The organism is Streptosporangium sp. NPDC004379, from assembly GCF_042873875.1.
GTDB lineage: Bacteria > Actinomycetota > Actinomycetes > Streptosporangiales > Streptosporangiaceae > Streptosporangium.
In genome coordinates this window covers 25,770-44,417 of the sequence record NZ_JBIAMC010000025.1, presented here as the reverse complement: position 1 = coordinate 44,417, position 18,648 = coordinate 25,770, and the positions used below count along the sequence as shown (strand labels likewise).

Annotated in this window: 16 protein-coding genes; 11 read left to right on the top strand and 5 right to left on the bottom strand. The window is 73.8% G+C overall.

Annotation, left to right across the window (positions count from 1 at the left end; translation table 11 throughout):
- The first annotated feature begins 8 nt into the window (after positions 1 to 8).
- From ACFYSC_RS34615 to ACFYSC_RS34605, 3 genes are read left to right on the top strand one after another with little or no spacing between them, the layout of a single operon-like run.
- Positions 9 to 875 carry a carbohydrate ABC transporter permease gene (locus tag ACFYSC_RS34615; protein ID WP_389969944.1) on the top strand — a complete coding sequence of 289 codons (867 nt, stop codon included), beginning with the start codon at positions 9 to 11 and terminating at the stop codon, positions 873 to 875.
- On the top strand, positions 872 to 1,738 hold the full coding sequence (locus tag ACFYSC_RS34610; RefSeq protein ID WP_362943311.1) for a carbohydrate ABC transporter permease: 867 nt from the start codon (positions 872 to 874) through the stop codon (positions 1,736 to 1,738). The genes ACFYSC_RS34615 and ACFYSC_RS34610 overlap by 4 nt, the downstream gene beginning before the upstream one ends.
- Positions 1,739 to 1,748: 10 nt before the next feature.
- Complete coding sequence (locus ACFYSC_RS34605) at positions 1,749 to 2,678, top strand: dihydrodipicolinate synthase family protein (RefSeq protein WP_389969941.1); 930 nt, start codon at positions 1,749 to 1,751, stop codon at positions 2,676 to 2,678.
- Between the two features lie 38 nt (positions 2,679 to 2,716).
- Here the strand turns inward: ACFYSC_RS34605 and ACFYSC_RS34600 are convergent, their stop codons facing one another.
- The 3 genes from ACFYSC_RS34600 to ACFYSC_RS34590 form a co-directional block, all read right to left on the bottom strand.
- Complete coding sequence (locus ACFYSC_RS34600; protein WP_389969939.1) at positions 2,717 to 3,436, bottom strand: amidohydrolase family protein; 720 nt, start codon at positions 3,434 to 3,436, stop codon at positions 2,717 to 2,719.
- On the bottom strand, positions 3,433 to 4,152 hold the full coding sequence (locus tag ACFYSC_RS34595; protein ID WP_362943302.1) for an amidohydrolase family protein: 720 nt from the start codon (positions 4,150 to 4,152) through the stop codon (positions 3,433 to 3,435). The genes ACFYSC_RS34600 and ACFYSC_RS34595 overlap by 4 nt, the downstream gene beginning before the upstream one ends.
- Positions 4,153 to 4,237: 85 nt before the next feature.
- On the bottom strand, positions 4,238 to 6,163 hold the full coding sequence (locus tag ACFYSC_RS34590) for a hypothetical protein (RefSeq protein ID WP_389969938.1): 1,926 nt from the start codon (positions 6,161 to 6,163) through the stop codon (positions 4,238 to 4,240).
- Positions 6,164 to 6,336: 173 nt separating this feature from the next.
- Between ACFYSC_RS34590 and ACFYSC_RS34585 the strand changes: the two genes are divergently transcribed.
- The 8 genes from ACFYSC_RS34585 (at position 6,337) to ACFYSC_RS34550 (ending at position 16,547) form a co-directional block, all read left to right on the top strand.
- Positions 6,337 to 8,247, top strand: a complete 1,911-nt coding sequence (locus ACFYSC_RS34585) for a PQQ-binding-like beta-propeller repeat protein (protein ID WP_389969937.1) — start codon at positions 6,337 to 6,339, stop codon at positions 8,245 to 8,247.
- A 57-nt stretch (positions 8,248 to 8,304) separates the two neighbouring features.
- Entirely contained in the window at positions 8,305 to 8,940 is a 636-nt protein-coding gene (locus ACFYSC_RS34580) for an amidohydrolase family protein (RefSeq protein WP_389969935.1), read from the top strand.
- Positions 8,937 to 9,656, top strand: coding sequence for an amidohydrolase family protein (locus tag ACFYSC_RS34575; protein WP_362943289.1), 720 nt, complete (start codon positions 8,937 to 8,939; stop codon positions 9,654 to 9,656). Before ACFYSC_RS34580 ends, ACFYSC_RS34575 begins: the two co-directional genes overlap by 4 nt.
- Complete coding sequence (locus ACFYSC_RS34570) at positions 9,653 to 10,774, top strand: DegT/DnrJ/EryC1/StrS family aminotransferase (protein ID WP_389969933.1); 1,122 nt, start codon at positions 9,653 to 9,655, stop codon at positions 10,772 to 10,774. The genes ACFYSC_RS34575 and ACFYSC_RS34570 overlap by 4 nt, the downstream gene beginning before the upstream one ends.
- 95 nt (positions 10,775 to 10,869) lie before the next feature.
- Positions 10,870 to 12,879: a hypothetical protein gene (locus tag ACFYSC_RS34565; RefSeq protein WP_389969931.1), complete on the top strand. Its 2,010-nt coding sequence runs from the start codon at positions 10,870 to 10,872 to the stop codon at positions 12,877 to 12,879.
- Between the two features lie 19 nt (positions 12,880 to 12,898).
- Positions 12,899 to 14,914, top strand: a complete 2,016-nt coding sequence (locus tag ACFYSC_RS34560; protein WP_389969929.1) for a PQQ-binding-like beta-propeller repeat protein — start codon at positions 12,899 to 12,901, stop codon at positions 14,912 to 14,914.
- Between the two features lie 22 nt (positions 14,915 to 14,936).
- Entirely contained in the window at positions 14,937 to 15,839 is a 903-nt protein-coding gene (locus tag ACFYSC_RS34555) for a Gfo/Idh/MocA family protein (RefSeq protein WP_389969927.1), read from the top strand.
- Between the two features lie 171 nt (positions 15,840 to 16,010).
- Entirely contained in the window at positions 16,011 to 16,547 is a 537-nt protein-coding gene (locus ACFYSC_RS34550; RefSeq protein WP_389969925.1) for a 2'-5' RNA ligase family protein, read from the top strand.
- Between the two features lie 5 nt (positions 16,548 to 16,552).
- Here ACFYSC_RS34550 and ptsP read toward each other — a convergent pair whose 3' ends face one another.
- Complete coding sequence (gene ptsP / locus ACFYSC_RS34545; protein WP_389970013.1) at positions 16,553 to 18,235, bottom strand: phosphoenolpyruvate--protein phosphotransferase; 1,683 nt, start codon at positions 18,233 to 18,235, stop codon at positions 16,553 to 16,555.
- A 109-nt stretch (positions 18,236 to 18,344) separates the two neighbouring features.
- Entirely contained in the window at positions 18,345 to 18,629 is a 285-nt protein-coding gene (locus ACFYSC_RS34540) for an HPr family phosphocarrier protein (RefSeq protein ID WP_362943271.1), read from the bottom strand.
- Positions 18,630 to 18,648 lie beyond the last annotated feature (19 nt).

Here is an 18,648-nt window from a genome sequence, read left to right as displayed (position 1 = left end):
GGATTCTGGTGCGTCATCGCCTGCGTGACCCGGTCGCCGGACTGCTGTTCGTGCTGCCCGCGCTCGTGCTCTTCCTGATCTTCCGGATCTTCCCGTCGCTGGGCGCGGCGGGGATGAGCCTGACGGACTGGAACATCGGCGGCGAGTGGAACTTCATCGGCGCGGACAACTACGCCCGGCTGTTCGACGACGTGAACTTCTGGCTGAGCCTCCGGGTCACGCTCGTGTACGCGGTGATCTACGTGCCGCTCACCCTGCTCGTGGCGCTCGGCACGGCGCTGCTGCTCAACAAGGTGGTCTTCATGCGCGGGCTGTTCCGCGGCATGCTGTTCCTGCCGTACGTGACCAGCTTCGTGCTCGCCGGCGTCATCTGGCGGTGGATCTACGAGTTCGACGGGCTGATCAACGGCCTGCTGGCCCGGGCCGAGCTCGGCCCGGCGATGTTCCTGGAGCAGTCGTCGCTGGTCCTGCCCGCACTGGCCGTGGTGTCGGTGTGGAAGGGCTTCGGCTACTCCATGCTGATCCTGCTGGCCGGGCTGAAGTCGATCCCGTCCTCCTATCTGGAGGCCGCCAGGGTCGACGGGGCGAGCACGTGGCAGCGTTTCCGCCGCATCACGCTCCCCCTGCTCAAACCGACGATCTTCTTCGTCATGGTGATCGAGACGATCGGCGCGTTCCAGACCTTCGACACCGTGTACGTGATGACCGGCGGCGGCCCGGCCAGGGCCACCTACACACTCATCTACGGCATCTACGACCTCGGTTTCCGGTCCTTCGACTTCGGCTACGCGGCCACGTGGGGCATGGTGCTGTTCGCGATCGTACTGGGCGTCTCGCTGGTCCAGCGCCGCTTCATGGACCGGGGGAACACATGACGCTCACCGCCGCACGTCCCGTCACCGAGGCCGGGACCGCCCGCGCGGCCCGCAGGCGCCGCTGGCGGACCGGGTGGCCGCTGGCGGCACTGCTCGCGGTGCTCTCGGTGCTGACCGTGAGCCCGTTCGTGGCGATGCTCGTCGTGGCGCTGTCCCCGGCCGGCCGGCCGACCCTGCCGCGGCAGTGGCCCTCGTCGCTCACCCTGGACAACATCACGCGGGTGCTGGAGTCGTCCGGGTTCATCACCTGGACGGTCAACTCGCTGGTCTACGCCGTGGTCTCCGTGGTGGTCATCCTGCTGACCTCGTCCATGGCCGGGTACGCCTTCGCCAAGAAGCGCTTCCCCGGGCGGGAGGCGATGTTCTGGACGTTCCTGGCGACCATGATGGTGCCGTTCCAGGCCACGCTCATCCCGACGTTCGTGCTGGTCAACAGCCTGGACGGGGTGGACACGTTCTGGGGCCTGATCGTGCCGACCCTGGCCAACGCGCAGGCCGTGTTCCTGATGCGGCAGTTCATCCTGGACCTGCCGGACGAGCTGTTCGAGGCGGCCAAGGTGGACGGCGCCTCGGAGTGGCGGGTCTACTGGACGATCGTGCTGCCGCTGACCAGGCCGGTCCTGGCCACGCTGGGCGTCTTCGTCTTCCTGTGGCACTGGAACGACTTCCTGTGGCCGCTGGTCGTCGGGCAGAGCGACGCCACCCGCACGCTGACCGTGGGCCTGTCCACGCTGCGCACCGAGGAGGTGCAGCTGTCGGTGCTCATGGCGTCGGCGGCGGTGTCCGTGGTGCCGTGCCTGCTGGTGTTCTTCCTGCTGCAGCGCTACCTGGTGAACAGCATCGCGATGACCGGGCTGAAATAAGCTCTCCCGGGTGGACATCTCTGCCCGAAACCTCCGGGATCGGCTGCGGGGCGCGCTGATCGCCGCCGCGGCCACCCCCATGACGGCGTCCGGTGAGGTGGACCTCGACGTCGTCTCGCGCTATCTCACCGGCCTGGTGGCCGACGGCGCGTCCGCCCTCGCGGTGCTCGCCCACACCGGGCGCGGGCCGTACCTGACGCCGGAGGTCCGCGCCGCGGTGATCGGCCGTGCGGTCACGCTCGGCGTCCCCGTGCTGGTCGGGGTGGGCGGCTCGGACGACCCCGCCGGCCCCGCCGACACGACCGGGCCCGCCGGCCCCTCCGTCGCGGCGGAGCAGGCGCGGGTGGCCGCGGAGCTGGGGGCCGCCGGCGTGCTGGTGTTCCCGTCCGCGCACGACCGGGTGGCGCTGCACGACGCGGTCTGGCGGGCGGGCCGCCTGCCGATGATCGCCTTCGACCTCTACACGATGCCGTGCCCGGAGGACACGATACGCGAGCTGCTGGCGCATCCGGGGGTGGCGGGGCTCAAGACGGCCCTGCTGGCGGACGCCGTCGGATGCCAGCGGACCATCGCCCTCACCCGCGAGGCGGGCCGCCTGGCGGTCACCGGCGAGGACCGGATGTTCGGCCCCTCCCTGCTCTGGGGCGCGCAGGCGGCGCTCGTGGGCGTCGCGGCGGCGAGCGTCGGCGTGACGGCGGACGTGCTGCGGGCCCACCGCGGCTCCGGGCTGCGGGCGTTCGAGGAGGCGTCGGGACGGCTGGACCGGCTCGCCGAGGTCACCTTCGCCGAGCCCGTGGAGGGGTACGTCCAGCGCATGCTGTGGCTGGCCGCCGCCGAGGGGCGCGTCCCCGAGTCCCATGCCGTGGACCCGTACGGGCCGCCGCTGCCGGCCGGGGAGCGCGCGGCGGTGCTGGGGGCCGCCGGGCGGCTCCGCCGGTGACCGGCCGGCGCGGGCGGGACGGGACGGGACGGGACGGATCAGCCGACCGGCAGGCCGAACAGACCGGCCGCGTTGCGCCAGGCGACCAGCTCGGCCACGTCGGCGGGCAGGCTCGCCGCGGCGACCGAGCCGTAGGCGGAGGCGGGGTCGATGAGCGTCGAGTCGGTGCCGAACAGCAGCTGCCGCGGGTCCACCGCGGCGGCCACCTCGGCGATGCGTCCCGCGGGGAAGTGGGACCAGCACGGCTCCAGGTAGAGGCGGTCGCAGGAGCGCGCGGCCTCGACGGCGTGGCGGAAGCCGTCCGCGCCCATGTGACCGGCGATCACCCGCAGCCCCGGGATGTCGAGGCAGAGCCGGGCCAGGTCGAGCACCGAGGTGCCCCAGGTGTGCACCAGCGCGGGGACGCCGTGGGCGGCGACGAGCTCCAGGGCGTCGCGCAGCTGCGGGGAGGTCACCGGGGAGCCCGTGTAGTCGGTGTGGATCTTGACTCCCACGAAGCGGCCCCCGGGGAGGTGGGTCCGCAGGTCCCGTTCGGCGTCGGCCAGGCGGCGCGGGTTGACCGTGACGTAGCCGTAGCAGCGGTCCGGCAGGGCCTCGGCCAGCGCGCGGTTTCCCGCCGGGGCGTCGTAGATGACGGCCTCGCTCGCCGAGACGACGGCCAGGTCGATGCCGTAGCGGTCCATGGCGGGCAGGGTGGCCCCGGCCACGTCCATGGTGAAGAACCACGGGCCCCAGTGGGCGTGGACATCGATGATCATGTGAGCAGCCTCCGCGCGTTCTCCCCGGCCACGGCCGTGACCTCCTCCGGCCTGAGCCCGCCGGTCGCCAGCCGCAGCAGCGGGACCGCCGGCTCGTAGTACGGCGCGCGCGACCCGAACAGCAGCCGGTCGGCGCCCAGTTCGGCGGCGACGGTCTCCAGCGCGTCGGGGGAGTTGAGCAGGCGCGTCGAGGTGTGGAAGCCGGGCTCGTCGGCGGCCGCCACCAGGAAGTCCCCCAGGTGGTAGAAGTGCGTGTCGAGGAAGACGACGTTTCCGCCGAGCCCGGCGAACGGCTGCCAGAAGCGCCGCACGTCGCCGCCCGTCAGGACCGTCAGCCCGAGCGCCGCCGCGCGCCGGGCCACGTGCCGGACGCCCGGGAATCCCGCCTCGACGCCCTGCTCGTCCGGGAACAGCCGGACGGCCCGCCGTCCTGCCCCGGCCAGGCGCTCCAGCTCGCGTGCCGCGCGCAGCGGGTCGCGCAGGTCCACCACGCCGACCGGCACGTGCGGCGCGGCCAGGCCGGAGATCTCGTCGTTGCCCGAGACCACGTCGAACAGCGCGGCCCGCAGGTTCGCCACGGCGCCCGCCCGGATGCCGTTCCCGGCGAGGAGGTCCGGCCAGGGCTCGGGCACGTCCCGGTCCGGGTAGGCCCCGGCGAGGACGTCGGCGTCGAGCGTCACCTCCAGCCCGTCGATGAGCCTGCGGGCGTCGAACACGTCTCTCTCCTCGGAAACTCGGCTGCTTCGGAACTCGGCCGTCCCGGAGGCTGGATGCCCTGGACCCCGGTCGCCCGGGGACCCCTCAGATGGCGATCCGGATCAGGTTACGGCCCTTGATCGAGTACAGCGCCCGGTGGGAGGGGTCGAGGGCCAGCTTGGGTTCACCGCCGAACCACTCTCCCGCGAGGCCCGTGACGAGCGCGGCGGCCCGCCAGCGGTCCAGGTCGACCGCGTACACGGCGTCCCGGTCCCCGGTGTACGCGGTGCGTCCGACGATCAGCAGGTCGCCGCCGCGGGCGCTCACCTGGAGGGTGCGGGTCACGGCCTTGCGGCGCAGGTCGTACTCGAACAGCAGGCCGCCGCGCGTGATGCCGTACAGGGCGTGGGGTGTGCTGTCGAGCCCGGTGATGCCGGGCGCGCCGGGCACCGGCTCGACCTGCCAGAGCGGTTTCCGGGAGGTCAGGTCGAAGGCGGCCAGCCGGGCCGTGGTGGTGACCGGCGGCAGCCCGAGGCCCTCCTGCGTCTGGGTGCCGAGGTAGGCGACGCCGCGCCGGGTCGTCACCGCGTACACGGTCTGCCGTTCGACGATCGGCCGGTACGTGACGTGGGTGCCGTCCTTCACCGAGTAAAGGGTCAGCGCGCCGTTCTCGTGGCCCGGCTCCGGCTGCGTCGGCATGACGATCAGCCCGGTCCTCTCGTCGTAGGCGAGGTCGCGCGGCCGGTCCTGCTGGTTGCCGGCGCGCAGCAGCAGGTCCGGCTCGGGGTCGCCCGCGCGGTGCGCGTAGAGCGCGGCCTGGGTGTAGACGCCCAGGTAGGTCAGGTCCCGTACGGTGACCAGGGTCTTCGGCTCGCCGGGGATGCCGAGCCGGGTGACGGCGCCGGTCGCGAGGTCGTGGACGTCGGCGCCGCTCTTGCCGCCGACGTAGACCCGGCGGCCGTCGCTGTGCACGGACATGGGCTCCTCGGGGGCGGCGCGCAGGCCGCGCTGGACGAGGTTGCGGTACTCGATGTCCCCGGTCGCCGGATCGTACACGAAGACGGCGTTGTCCTGGACCCCGTAGATCCTGCCCTCGTAGGCGAGGATGCGGTGCGTGGCGGCCTCGAAGTACGGCACGCCGAGCACGTCGAGGACGCCGGTGTCCAGGCGGTAGCGGTAGAACGTGCCGGTCGGCCGTCCCGCGAAGTAGACGGAGTCCTCGTGGATCAGCACGGCGACCGTGTACTTCTCGCCGGCCGCGGTGGCCTTGACGACGCGGTGGTCAGAAGGGTCGTCCTTGCGGAGCACGAGCAGCTCGGCCAGCGAGTTCAGGCCGCCCGCGACGTGGGTGTCCGAGATCGACATGCTGGCCACCCAGTCGCGGGAGGCGACCTCGGCCGGGAGCAGGTCGCGGGTCTCGCCGGTGGCCCGGTCGATCGCGATGAGATGGGCGTGGGAGCCGATCCCGCAGTAGACGTACCTGTCGTCGGCCGCGATGCTGCGCACGTACGCCTCGCCCGGGGCGGGCTGTCCGAGGTCGCGGCTCTTCCCGGTCGCCGGGTCGTACTCCCAGACCCGGCCCGGCTCGGAGCAGCCGAGGTAGACCTTGCCGTCGGGGGCGGCGGCCATGGTCCAGACGTAGTGGTCGGGATACTCGCCGACCTTGGTGACCTTCCCGGTGAGCGTGTCGATCCGGTAGAGGTCCGAGCGGACGTGGGTGGCGACGTAGACGTCGGTGCCGGAGGCGCACATGGCCCAGACGCCGATCCCCGTGGGGATCTCGTAGTGCGCGACGATCCTGTCGGAGGCGAGGTCGTAGGCGCCGACCACGTTCGGTGACAGGCCGCGGGAGCCGACGTACAGGACGCCGCCCACGAAGACGCCGTTGCCGAGCGGGCTGGCCACGCTGGCGGGCCCGAGGTCGGTGACGTCCCCGGCCGCGGCACGCGCGGCGGAGGCGGGGACGAGAGGGGAGGCGGCGACGGCCGCCGAAGCGGCGGCGACCTGGAGGAATCTGCGACGGGGGAGCATACGGGGGGTCCCTTCGGATACGGGCGCGACCGCAAAACGGTCAGCCCATTGACCGAGCTTGCGGGAAAGGTTACGGTCTGGACCATTATTCGGCAAGAGTGAGCACCTGTGGAGGTGTGGCCATGATCCGTGCCCGCGCGGTCGTACTGGCTCTGCTTGCGGCCTTACTTCCGATGGCGGCCCAGCCCGCCTCCGCTGCCGACCGCGACACCCCGGCGTACGAGACCTACGGCCCCGCCTCGCTGACCGGCGCGATCGTGGGCGCCGCCGTGGCCGACGGCAAGGCGTACGTCGTGACGCGCGGCCAGAAGCCGCCGGTGGTCGCGGAGATCGACCTGGCCACCCGGAAGGTGACCCGCACCGCCACGCTGCCGGACGGCCCCGCGGCGGGCGAGCCGGAGGGAGGGTGGGCGACCGCCGTCTCCGGCGGCAAGGTCTACATCGGCACCTATCCGGTCCCCGATCTCTACAGCTTCGACCCGGCGACCGGCGAGGTGGCGCGCCTGCGCTCGTTCGGCGCCAACGGCGGTTACGTCTGGAGCCTCGCCGCCGCCCCCGACGGCACCCTCTACCTCGGCACCTATCCCGGCGGACGGGTCTGGGAGTACGTCCCCTCGACGGGCGCCGTGCGCGACTTCGGGGTCCTCGCCGCCGGTGAGCGGTACGTGCGCGCGGTCGCCGCGGACGACACCACCGTCTACGCCGGGCTCCTCGACAAGGGCAGGCTGATGGCGATCGACCGGGCCACCGGCGCGGTCCGGGAACTGGCCCAGGGCCCCACCGGCATCGGCGCCATCGCCCTCGGCGGCGACCGCGTGTACGCCGCGAGCGGCGGCGTCCTGATCGACACGCGCGGGGACGGCACGGACACCCGGATGGTCGACACCGGCCTGAGCAGCTTCGACGCGCTCACCGTCGCGCCGGACGGCACCGTCTACCTCACCTCCCGCCCCGACGGGGCCGTCCACGCCTACCGGGACGGCGCGGTCACGAAGATCGCCGAGCCGCCCTCGCTCCGCGACGAGACCCGGCGGCTGGTCCTCGACGGGCGGACGCTGACCGGCTTCGCCGGCAGCGGCGGCATGTGGCGGCTCGACCTGTCCACGGCGGAGTCGCAGTTCACCGACCTGATCGAGGCGGGCCTGCCGGCCGGCGCGGAACGGCCGCAGAGCATGCTGCTCGTGCCGAACCGGGCGCTCTACGTCGGCGGCCACTTCTGGATGGACGTCCGCGACCTGCGCACCGGCGAGAAGCGGCGCTTCCGGGTGCCCGGCGAGCCGAAGGACCTGGTCCGGCGCGGCGACAAGATCTACGCCGCGATGTACCCCAGCGGGGAGATCATCTCGATCGGCCTCCGCGACGACTCGGTCCGCAGCCTCGGCTTCCTCGGACACGGGCAGCAGCGGCCGTGGGACCTGGAGTACGACGAGGTGACCGACAGACTCCTCGTCGCCTCGGCTCCGCTGGGCGCCGCCCTGGAGGGCGCGCTCTCGGTGGTGGACCCCGACACCGGGAAGATGGACGTCTACGTCGGCGTCATCCGCGACGAGAGCCTGATGAGCCTCAGCGTGGACTCCAAGGCAGGCGTCGTCTACCTCGGCGGCGACGTGCTCGGCGGCGGGGGCACGCCCCCGGTCCGGACGTCGGCCTCGGTCGCGGCGTTCGACCTGCGCAGCCGTACGGTGCTGTGGGAGGCGGAACCGCTCGCCGGCAACCGCACGATCCAGGACGTCAAGGTCCACGACGGGCTGCTGTACGCGCTGTACAAGCGGAACTCCGGCACCTGGATCGCGCTCGACCTCGCCGACCGGACGATCAGGCACCGGGGCACGCTGTCCGGGTACGGCGAGCTGACCGTCCACCGGGGGCGGGTCTTCGCGCAGACCTTCTTCGGCGGCGGCAACGCGTACGAGCTGGGCGGCACGGCCACGCTCCTGGCCACCGGCCTGGGCGACGAGTGGTACACGAACCCGCAGCTCCACTTCGCCCCCGGCTCCTGGGACGCCTGGACGCTCGTCGGGCGGGACCTGGCGAAGGTGACGCTCGACCCGCGCCGCCCGGCCCTGACCGTCGCGGAACACTGATCCATGTTTCGGCCCGTACCGAAACTAGTGATCGATGCCCACCGGCTCATAGGACCCGTGCCGTTCGACGACCTGCCGGCGGACCCACGGCCCGACATGGACCGGCTGGGCATCGACCGCGCCCTGGTGACCCACACGCTCAGCCTGTACAGCGACCCCGAGGACGGAAACCGTGCGCTCCGCGCGCTGGACGACCCCCGGCTCCTCCCCGTCCCGGTGCTGGTGCCGATGGCGACGGAGCAGCCGCCGATGTGGGACGTGCCGATGGTCCGGCTCTGCCCGGAACGGCACCGGTTCGACGTGACCGGGCCGACGACGCGGCGCTGGCTGGACGTCCTGGGGCTTCCCGTCGCCGTCGACCTGGAGGAGGCGTCCCCGGCCCAGCTCCGCGAGGTCTCACGGCACGTCCCGAAACTCCTGATCCTCAATCCCGGCTACCGGCGGCTCCGCGCCGTCGCCGAACTGATGGCGGAGGCCCCCAACGTCTACCTGGAGATCGGCACGGTGAACACCCAGCGCGGGGTCGAGTGGCTGGCAAAGCGCTTCGGCGCGCGCCGCCTGGTCTTCGGCACCGGGGCGCCCGTCATGGACGACTGCGGCCCGCGTCTCCTCCTCGACCACCTGGACCTCCCCCCGGACGACGTGGCCCTGATCGCCGCGGGGGGCGATCTGCTCGGGGAGGCGGGCCGATGATCCTGGACGCCCACGGGCACCTCGGCACCTGGCCCGACTTCCTCATCCCCGACCCGTCCGCCGACGGCATGGTCGGCCTCATGGACCGCCTCGGCATCGACGCCATCGGCGTCAGTCATCTGCTCGCCGTCGGCCCCGACCCGGTCACCGGCAACCGGCTGGCCTTCGAGGCCGCCGCCGCGCACCCCGGGCGCTTCGGCGTCTGGGAGGTCTACAACCCGCACCGGCGCAACCCGGTCGGCTCCCCGGGGATCTGGGGGATCAAACTCCACCCGGACGTCCATCAGTGCCGCCTGGACGATCCGCGCTACGAACCCGTCTGGGAGCTGGGCCTGCCGGTCCTCGCGCACGGCCAGACGGACTCGCCGTGGAGCGACCCGGAGCGGTTCGGCACCGTCGCCCGCCGACACCCGCGGGTCCCGCTGCTGATGGGGCACGCGGGGCTCCACCCGTACGGCTTCGCCCGCGCGGCCCGCATCGCGGCCGAACATCCCAGCCTCTACCTGGAGACCTGCGGCTCCAAGATGACCGGCCGCTGGACGGCCCGGCTCGTCGAGCTGGCCGGGGCGGACCGGGTGATCTACGGCTCCGACGCCTGCTTCCTCGACCTGCGGCAGGGCTTCGGACGGGCCGCCCTCGCACCGCTCACCGACGACGACCGGGCGCGCGTCCTCGGCGGCAACCTCGCACGCGTCCTCGGGAGGAACCAGCCGTGAAACCCGCCATCGACGGAGGCGTCCCCGTCCGCACCCGCCCCTGGCCCGAGTGGCCGCCGCCCCTCGACGACCGGCAGCGCGCCCTGGTGACCGAGGTGCTCGACAGCGGCCGGTGGGGCGGCGGCCCGGTCTGCGCCGAGCTGGCCGCCGCCTTCGCCCGCCGGTCCGGCGTCCCGTACGGCGTCACGGTGGGCAACGCCACCCTCGGCCTGTTCGCCGCGATGAGGGGACTCGGGATCGGCCCGGGGGACGAGGTGATCGTCCCGGCGTACACCTTCGTCGCCTCGGCCACGTCCGTGCTGCTCACCGGCGCGACCCCGGTCATCGTCGACGTGGACCCCGGGCACCTGCGCCTCGACCCCGCCGCCGTCGGGGCCGCCGTGACCGGCCGGACGGCCGCGGTCATGCCGGTGCACCTGGCCGGCGGCCCGGCGGAGATGGACGAGATCACCGCGGTGGCCGCCCGGCACGGACTCAAGGTGATCGAGGACGCCGCGCAGGCCCACGGCGCGGAATACCGCGACAGGCCGGTGGGGGGTCTCGGGGACGCCGGGGTGTTCAGCTTCCAGTCGAGCAAGGCCATGACCGCCGGCGAGGGCGGTCTCATCGTCTGCCGCGACGCGGCGGCGCACGCGGCGATCTGGTCGGCCTGCAACGTCGGCCGCGCCCTCGGCGGCGAATGGTACGGCCATCCCGCCGTCGGCTGGAACCTGCGGCTGACGGACATCCAGGCCGCCCTCCTGCTGCCCTGGCTCGACCGGCTCGACGCGGAGATCGACCGGCGGGAGGCGTTCTGCCGCGCGCTCGACCTCACCGGCCTGCCCGTCAGCGCGGTGCCCGCACCGCCCGGCACCACCCGCGACTCGCGCCACCTCCTCATGCTCCGCCACGACCCGTCGGTGGACCGGGCCCGGCTGCTGGCCGCCATGGCCGCCGAGGGCGTGCCGCTGGAGGCCGGATACCCGCCCCTGGGCACCCTGGACGCCCTCCACGCGGCGCGGGCCGAGCCCTGCCCGGCCGCGAAGGAGGCGGCCCGGACCGTGGTCTGGGTCCGCCAGAACATGCTCATGGACGACCCCGCCGACCTCGTCGAAGCCCTGCACAAGGTGCTGACGTGACGCCGGCGCGGCCGGGCGGGGGCGGGAACCCGCCCGCCACCGGCAGGACACTCCCCCGGCGCCCTCTGGTGCCCTCACCGGAAAAGGAGAACCGCATGCCGGCTTTCCGATCACGCGCGGGGCGGGCCGCGGCGCTCGCGCTCGTCCTCGCGCTCACGCCGCTCTCCCCCATCTCCCCTCTGTCCCCGCTCAGCCCACCGGCCCCCGCCCGGGCGGCCGCCGCGCCGCCCACGGGGTGCGGATTCACCACCCTCGGCAGGCTCCCGCTGAGCGGCGCCACCACCGCGGGCGCCGCCTACGACCCGGACGCGCCCGGCGGTCCGCGCGTCTACTCCGTCACCTCCAGCGCGTCCGGGCCCGCGATCCTCGGGGTCCGGGACGCGCTCGACGGCCGCCTCGTCGCCGAGCGCCCGCTCCCGCTGGCGCTCGGCTCGTGGGCCGTGACCGTCGCGCCCGACCACTCGGTGTACGTCGGCTCGTACAACGCGGCGGCGAACGCGATGGGACGGCTGTTCCGGTACGCGCCGGACACCGGGACGGTCAGCGAGCTGGGCGTCCCGCTCGCCGGCGAGACCTTCGTCTGGACGGTCGCCGCCGACGGCACGTCCGTCTACGGCGGCACCTCGCCCTCCGGCAGGCTCTTCCGCCACGACACGGCCACCGGCGAGACGACCGACCTCGGCAGCCCCGTCCCCGGCGAGCAGTACGTCCGCGACCTGGCCGTCGGCGAGGACGGCACGGTGTACGCGGGCGTCGGCGCGCAGAGCATGAAGGTGGCCGTCGTCAGGGACGGCACGACCACCGCCGTCATCGAACCGCCGATCGAGGGCCACGGCACCGCCTACGACCTGGACGTCGTCGGCCACCACCTGCTCGTCCGGTTCGCCACCTCCACCGACGGCAACCCGATGGGCGTCTACGACCTCGCCTCGGGCGCCTGGACCGACCTGGTGGACGACGTCGACAGCCTCACCGTGGGCGGCGGGCGGCACGGCCACCAGGTCTACCTGGTCCAGCACGACGAACTCGTCGCCTACGACCTGAAGACCGAGAAGATCACCCGCACCGGCTTCACCGACTTCGGCGGCGGCGCGGCAAGGGTCCTGGGCTGGTCCGGCACCACCCTCATCGGGACCGGCTCGACCGGCCGCATCTGGCACTACGACCGGAAGACCCGCCGGGGCGAGCTGCTGGACGCCACGCTGACCGGGCAGCCGGTGAGCATCCGCTCCATGACGGCCGGACCGGACCAGCGGATCTACGCCGGCGGCTTCTTCACCGGCGGCCTGGCCGCCTACGACCCGGCCACCGGGGAGTCGCAGTTCTGGCCCAACGTCGGCCAGAGCGAGGGGATGGTCACCCACAAGGGCAAGCTCTACCTGGGCGTCTACCCGTGGGCCCGGATCTACGAATGGGACGGCTCGCGGCCCCGTCTCCTGCTCAACCTGGCCGGCCAGGAACAGGACCGCCCGTTCGCAATGGTCTCGGCGGGCGACCGGCTGGCCTTCGGCACCGTCCCCAAGGCCGGGACCGTGGGCGGTGCGCTCGGCCTGCTCGACCCGGAGACCGGCGAGGCCGTCATCAGGCGGAACATCGTCCCGGGTCACAGCGTCATCGGCCTCGCCTACCGTGACGGCGTCCTCTACGGCGCGACCTCCGCCTTCGGCGCCACCGGCGTGCCACAGGACACGGCGGCGTACGTCTTCGCCTACGACATCGCCACCGACAAGGTGCTGTGGCGGACCGCACCCGTCCCCGGCGACCTCGCGCTCGGCTCGATCACCTTCGACGACCGGGGCATGCTGTGGGGCCTGACCCCCGACGCGGTCTTCGAGATGGACCCGGCCACCGGGACGACCCTCCGTACGGCCAGGCACCAGACCTACGCGTGGGGCTCCCAGACCCAGGTCTGGCTCGACACCGCCATCACCCTCGGCTCCGACGGCCGCCTCTACGGCAAGGCCCAGGGCAAGGCCTACCGGATCGACCGGACCACCCTCGCCTTCACCCTCAGCGCACGCCCGATCTCGCTCCTGCTCAAGGGGCCCGACGGACACATGTACCTCTCGCGCAACGAGAACTTCCACACCTACCGTCTCTGCTGACACCCCCCGGACGGAGAACATGAACCGCATCTGGAGATCCCTGCTCGCCTGCCTCCTGGCGGCCGGGATGCTCACGGCCTCCCCGGCCTCGCCAGCCTTCCCCGCCGCCGGCGCGGGGACGATCGAGGACCTCGGCGTCCCCCTCCAGGACGTCCTGCTCATCGGCGGGACGGTCGCCCCCGGGCCGGGCGGCCGGACCGTGCTGTGGAGCGCGTCCTCGGGCACCCCCGCCCGGCTCAACGCGGTCGACCCCGCGACCGGCGAGGTGCTCGCCCGCTACGACCTGCCGGGCGCGGGCGGCTCCTACGCCGTCGAGGCGACCCCCGCCGGGGACGTCTACGTCGGCTCGTACGGCGACGGCCGGCTCTACCGGTGGACCGAGGCCGGCGGGGTCCGGGACCTCGGCCGCCCGATCGCGTCGGATGACTTCGTCTGGTCCCTCGCGGCCGGACCCGACGGCACCGTCTACGGCGGCACCTCGCCCGGCGGGCGGCTGTTCGCCTACAACCCCGCGACCGGCTTCCGCGACTACGGCAGGCTCTCGCCCACCCACGACTACACCCGCAGCATCGCCGTACACGACGGCACGATCTACGTGGGCACCGAGGCTCCGGCCGCGGTCCTCGCGGTGGACGCCGCGACCGGGAGCGTTCGCGGCCTGCCCACCCCCGACGGCCTCGACCCGGCCGGCAAGTGGGCGTACGACGTGAACGTCAGCGGTGATCATCTTTACGTCCGGTTCGGTGACGCGTCACCCGGCTCCCTGCGCGTGTACGACCTCGCGGCCGGGGCGTGGACCGACACTCTCGACGCGGCGCACGGCCTGGACGTGTCCGCCCCCGACGAGCGCGGCGGGGTCTACCTCGTCAAGTCCGGCGAGCTCGTCCGGTACGACCCGGCGACGCGCGCCGTCACCTCCACCGGGATGCCGATCACCGGCCGGGTCGCCAACAGCCGCGGGATCGGCTGGGCCGAGCTCGGCATCGACGGCTACCCGGGCAGGAGCCTGGTCGGCCTGCTCTGGCGGGGCCTGGAGTTCCGGTACAACCCCCAGACCGGGGCGAAGTCATTCGTCCAGACGGACATCCCCGGCGAGCCCATCGACATCACCGCGATCGCGGAGGGCCCGGACGGGCGCGTCTACACGGGCGGCTTCCTCAACGGCGGCTTCGCCGCGCTCGACCCGGCGACGGGGGCGCGGGAGGAGTTCCACACCTTCTCCCAGAGTGAGGCCATGACCTCCCACGCCGGGAAGCTCTACGTCGGCGCCTACCCCCAGGCCCGGGTGTACGCCTACGACCCGGCGCTGCCGTGGAACAGCACCGAGTACTCGCCGAGTCCCGAACCCGGCCCGGCGGCCAACCCGGCCCGGCTGTTCGACTTCGCGGCGGACAAGCAGATCCGCCCGCGCGCGCTGGCCTCGGCCGGACGTTACCTCGCGGCCGGGACCATGCCCGACCTGGGGCGGCTCGGCGGCGTCCTGGCCATCTGGGATCCGGTGACCGGTGGGCTCAAGCACACCGAACGCGACCTGATCAAGGATCAGAGCATCGTCTCCCTCGCCTACCGCGACGGCGTCCTCTACGGCGGCACCTCCATCTACGGCGGCCAGTCGGCCACCGAGCCGACCCAGACCGAGGCGCGGCTCTTCGCCTGGTCGGTCGCGGAGAACCGGCTGCTGTGGGACATCGTCCCCGCGCCCGGCAAACCGGCCATACCCGCGCTGACCTTCGACGACCGCGGTCGCCTGTGGGGCATCGCGGGCGGCGAGGTCTTCTCGGTCGAGGTGCGCGCGCGCCGCGTCATCGGCCGCGTCACCCTGTCGGACAGCCGGAGCGCCGGCGGCCAGCTCGCCTTCGACCCGGTCGACCGGCTGCTGTACGGCACCCACGCGGGCCGGGAGCTGTTCTCACTCGACCCGCGCGACCGCAGGCACGTGACGCTGAAGAAGGGCGCGTTCCAGCACCTGGCGGTGCACTCCTCCGGTGACGTCCACTTCGCCGAGGGGCCCCGCCTGTACCGGTACCGGCCGTGACGCCTCCTCTATCCTGAGTCCCGTGCTCATCGCCCTGGCCGGTCTGGCCACCAGCCACCCGTACGCCGATGCCCGCAGTCTCGGGCGCCACGCCGACCTGGTGGTCTGGGAGCCGGATCCGGAGCGCCTGCGGGTGTTCACCGACGAACACCCGCGGGCGACGGTGTCCGGCGGCCTCACGGACCTGCTCGCCACCCGGCCGGACGGTGTCGTGCTGACCGTCCCGGGACCGCGGGTGCCGGACGCGCTCGCGGCCGTGCTGGACACGAGCGCGCCGGTCTTCGTCAACAAACCCGCCGCGGCCACCCGCGCCCAGCTCGACGCCGTGGACCGGCTGGTGACGCCGGTCGCCGACCGGGTCATGTCCACGTCCGTGCTGCGCTTCGCCCCGGCGTTCACCGCCGCCGGGGTCGATCTCACGGGTGTCCTCGCGGTCCGGGCGACCGTACGGCACGACGTGGGACTGTGGGCCACCGGTTACAACCCCTGGCAGGACACGCCCGATGAGGGCGGCGGCACGCTCGTCACCATGGGCGTGCACGGGGTGGAGCTGCTCGTCGCACTGCTCGGGCCCGACGTACGGCTCGCCGGCGCCGCCGGGTCGATCCGCGCGTACGAGGGGCTGCGCTCGGAGGACACCGGGGTGCTCGCGATGCGCTGGGCGAACGGCGTCCCGGGAACGGTCGAGGTCCTGGGCGTGTCGGACACCGAGTCGTACGAGATCGTGCTCCACCGGCGCGACGGCAGTGAGTCCGTCCTCATCGAGGGCGGCGCGACACCGGCGCGCGACCTCGGCTACGAGGGCGTCATCGAGGCGTTCCTCGCGATGATCAAGGGCGCTCCGAGCCCGGTCCCCTGGTCCCAGACGCGAGCCATCCTCGACGTCCTCGTCTCCGCCCGCGAGGCGTCCGCACCCGCGCGTTAGGTTCCGTTCTGCGGAGCCTCACCGTGGATCGGCATCGCCACGACCCTGACCGGCCGCCCGTCTCCGCGAGTCCCGCCACCCGATCGGGTGATGGACGCGGGTCCGCCGTCCGCTCCAGCGGACGTGGAAAATCAGGTGGATCGCCGCCCGCGGTGGCCGGAGACTGAGGCCATGGAGCCGACCCAGACCGCCCTCGTCGTGCCGATACCCGAGGCCGAGGAGGCGGTGGGCCCCTTCCGGGCGGCGCTCGACGCCTCGGCGGCCTGGGGCGTGCCGGCCCACGTGACGGTGCTCTACCCCTTCCTCCCGCCCGGACGGATCGATTCTCAGGTGCTCGCCGCCCTCACCGGCACGATCGCGGCCGTCCCGCGTTTCGACGTCGTCTTCACCCACGTCTCCTGGTTCGGCGAGTCGGTCGTGTGGCTCGCCCCGCGGCCCGATCGCCCGTTCCGCGACCTCACCGCCGCGGTGTGGCGGCGCTTTCCGGAGGCGCCGCCCTACGAGGGCGTCCACGCCGACACGGTGCCGCATCTGACCGTCGGGCACGACGCCCCCGGGCACGTCCTCGGCCGGGCCGCCCGGACCGTCTCCGCGCATCTGCCGATCCGGGCCGCGGTCGAGGACGTCCTGCTCATCAGCGGCTCGTGGGAACCCGGTTCCTGGCACACCGTCGCCGCGTTCCCGCTGGGGCGACGACCGGCCGGGTGATCGGTTCACGGCGGTCCGCCCGCGGCGACCGCCTGCCGGGCCTGTGCGGGGTCGTCGGCCTCCAGGGCGGTCCGGGCGTCGTTCCGGCAGCGTTCCAGGGAGCGGAGGGCCAGGGCGTCCCGGACCTGCGCGACGCCCGGCGCCGACATGGACAGGCTGGTGACGCCCAGCCCGACCAGCACGGGAGCGAGAAGGGGGTCGGCCGCGGCCTCCCCGCACACCCCGACGGGCTTGCCCGCCGCCCGCCCGGCCCGCGCGCACTCGGAGACCAGCCGCAGGAGCCCCGGCTGCCAGGGGTCGAGCAGGTCGGCGAGCTCGCCGTGCTGGCGGTCCGCGGCGAAGGCGTACTGGCTGAGGTCGTTGGTGCCGATACTGAGGAAGTCGAGCCGCTCCAGCAGGCGGTCCGCCCGGAGCGCGGCGGCCGGGACCTCGATCATCGCTCCGACGCGAGTGATCCCCCGCGCCCGCGCCCGCCCGGCGAAGTCGTCCGCCTCGGCCACGGTGGAGACCATCGGCGCCATCACCCACGGCTCCGCGCCGCACCGCCGGGCCGCCTCGGCGATCGCGTCGAGCTGGACGTCTAGTACGGCGGGCCGCCCGCGCGCGACGCGCAGTCCCCGGACGCCCAGCGCGGGGTTGGGCTCCCGGCCCACCCCGAGGAACGGCAACGGCTTGTCCGACCCCGCGTCGAGCGTGCGGACGACGACCTTCCCTCCCGGGAAAACCCGGAAGACCTCCTCGTACGCCGCGACCTGCTCGTCGAAGCCCGGTGCCTCCCTGCGGTCGAGGAAGAGGAACTCGGTGCGGAAGAGCCCCACCCCCTCGGCCTCCGCCTCCGGTCTCAGGTCGGCGGCGGAGCCGATGTTGAGCAGGAGCTCGACCGGGTGGCCGTCGGCGGTCCGGCCGGGGCCGCCGCTCGCGGCCCGCCGGAGACGGTCGGCGGTGGCGCGCCGCCGTATCTCCGCGGCCTCCTCCTCCCCGATGCCGGTACGGACCTCCCCGGTGGTCCCGTCGACCGCCACCCGGGTCCCCTCGCCGATGCTCATGGCACCCGGGCAGGAGACCACGGCGGGCAGGCCGAGCGCGCGGGCGAGGATCGCGGTGTGGCTGGTCGGCCCGCCCCGCTCGGTGACCAGGGCGAGCACGGTGCCGGTGTCGAGTCCCGCCGTGTCGGCGGGGGCGAGGTCGTCGGCGACGAGGACGAACGGGTGGCCGGGATCGGGGACGCCCGGCACGGGGAGGCCCAGAACCTCGGCGACGGCCCGGTTACGGATGTCGTCGAGGTCGGCGGCGCGCTCGGCGATCAGGCCGCCGGCCGCCAGCAGCGCCTCCCGGTAGCCGGCGCAGGCGGCGTCGACGGCGTGGGCGGCGTCCATCCCCACCGCGACGTTCCCCTCCACCGACTCCAGCAGGCCCGGGTCGGCGGCGATGAATGACTGCGCCTCCAGGATCGCGCTCGCGGCCGGGTCGGACGCGACCGCGGCCCGGCCCTCCAGCTCCGAGGCGACGGCCGCCAGCGCGCGCAGCGCCTCACCGCGTTCCCGGTCCGGGTCGGCGCCCCGGACCGGGGCGGGGAGCGGAGGCGGGCCCGCCATCCGGAAGACCGGGCCCGCGGCCCGTCCGGGACCGACGCCCAGCCCGCGCAACGTCCCGGACGCGAGTCCACCGGGCGCCGCCGGCCCGGTCACGGCCGCCGTACCGCTCTCCGTCCCGGCCTCGTCCGTCCTCCCGGGGACCGGTGCCGTCCCGGGTACGGATACGGGAGTCTCGGGTACGGGGACGGGCGCGGGCGTCGGGTCAGGCATCGGGCGCCTCCTCGGCGTCGAGGTCGCGGGAGAGGAGCCCGGCCAGGGAGTCGAGCGCGGCGTCCGCGCCCGGCCCCTCGGCCTCCAGCACGACCTCGGCGCCGTGTCCCGCTCCGAGGGCCATCACGGCGAGCATGCTGGTGGCGGGTACGGGCTTGCCCGTGCCGAGCCGGATCCGCACCGGCACCCCCTGCGCCGCCGCGGCCTGGACGAAGAGTTTGGCGGGCCGGGCGTGCAGACCCGTACGCGAGGCGATGACGACTGTCCTTTCCGGCATGTCCGGACTTCCTCTCTGG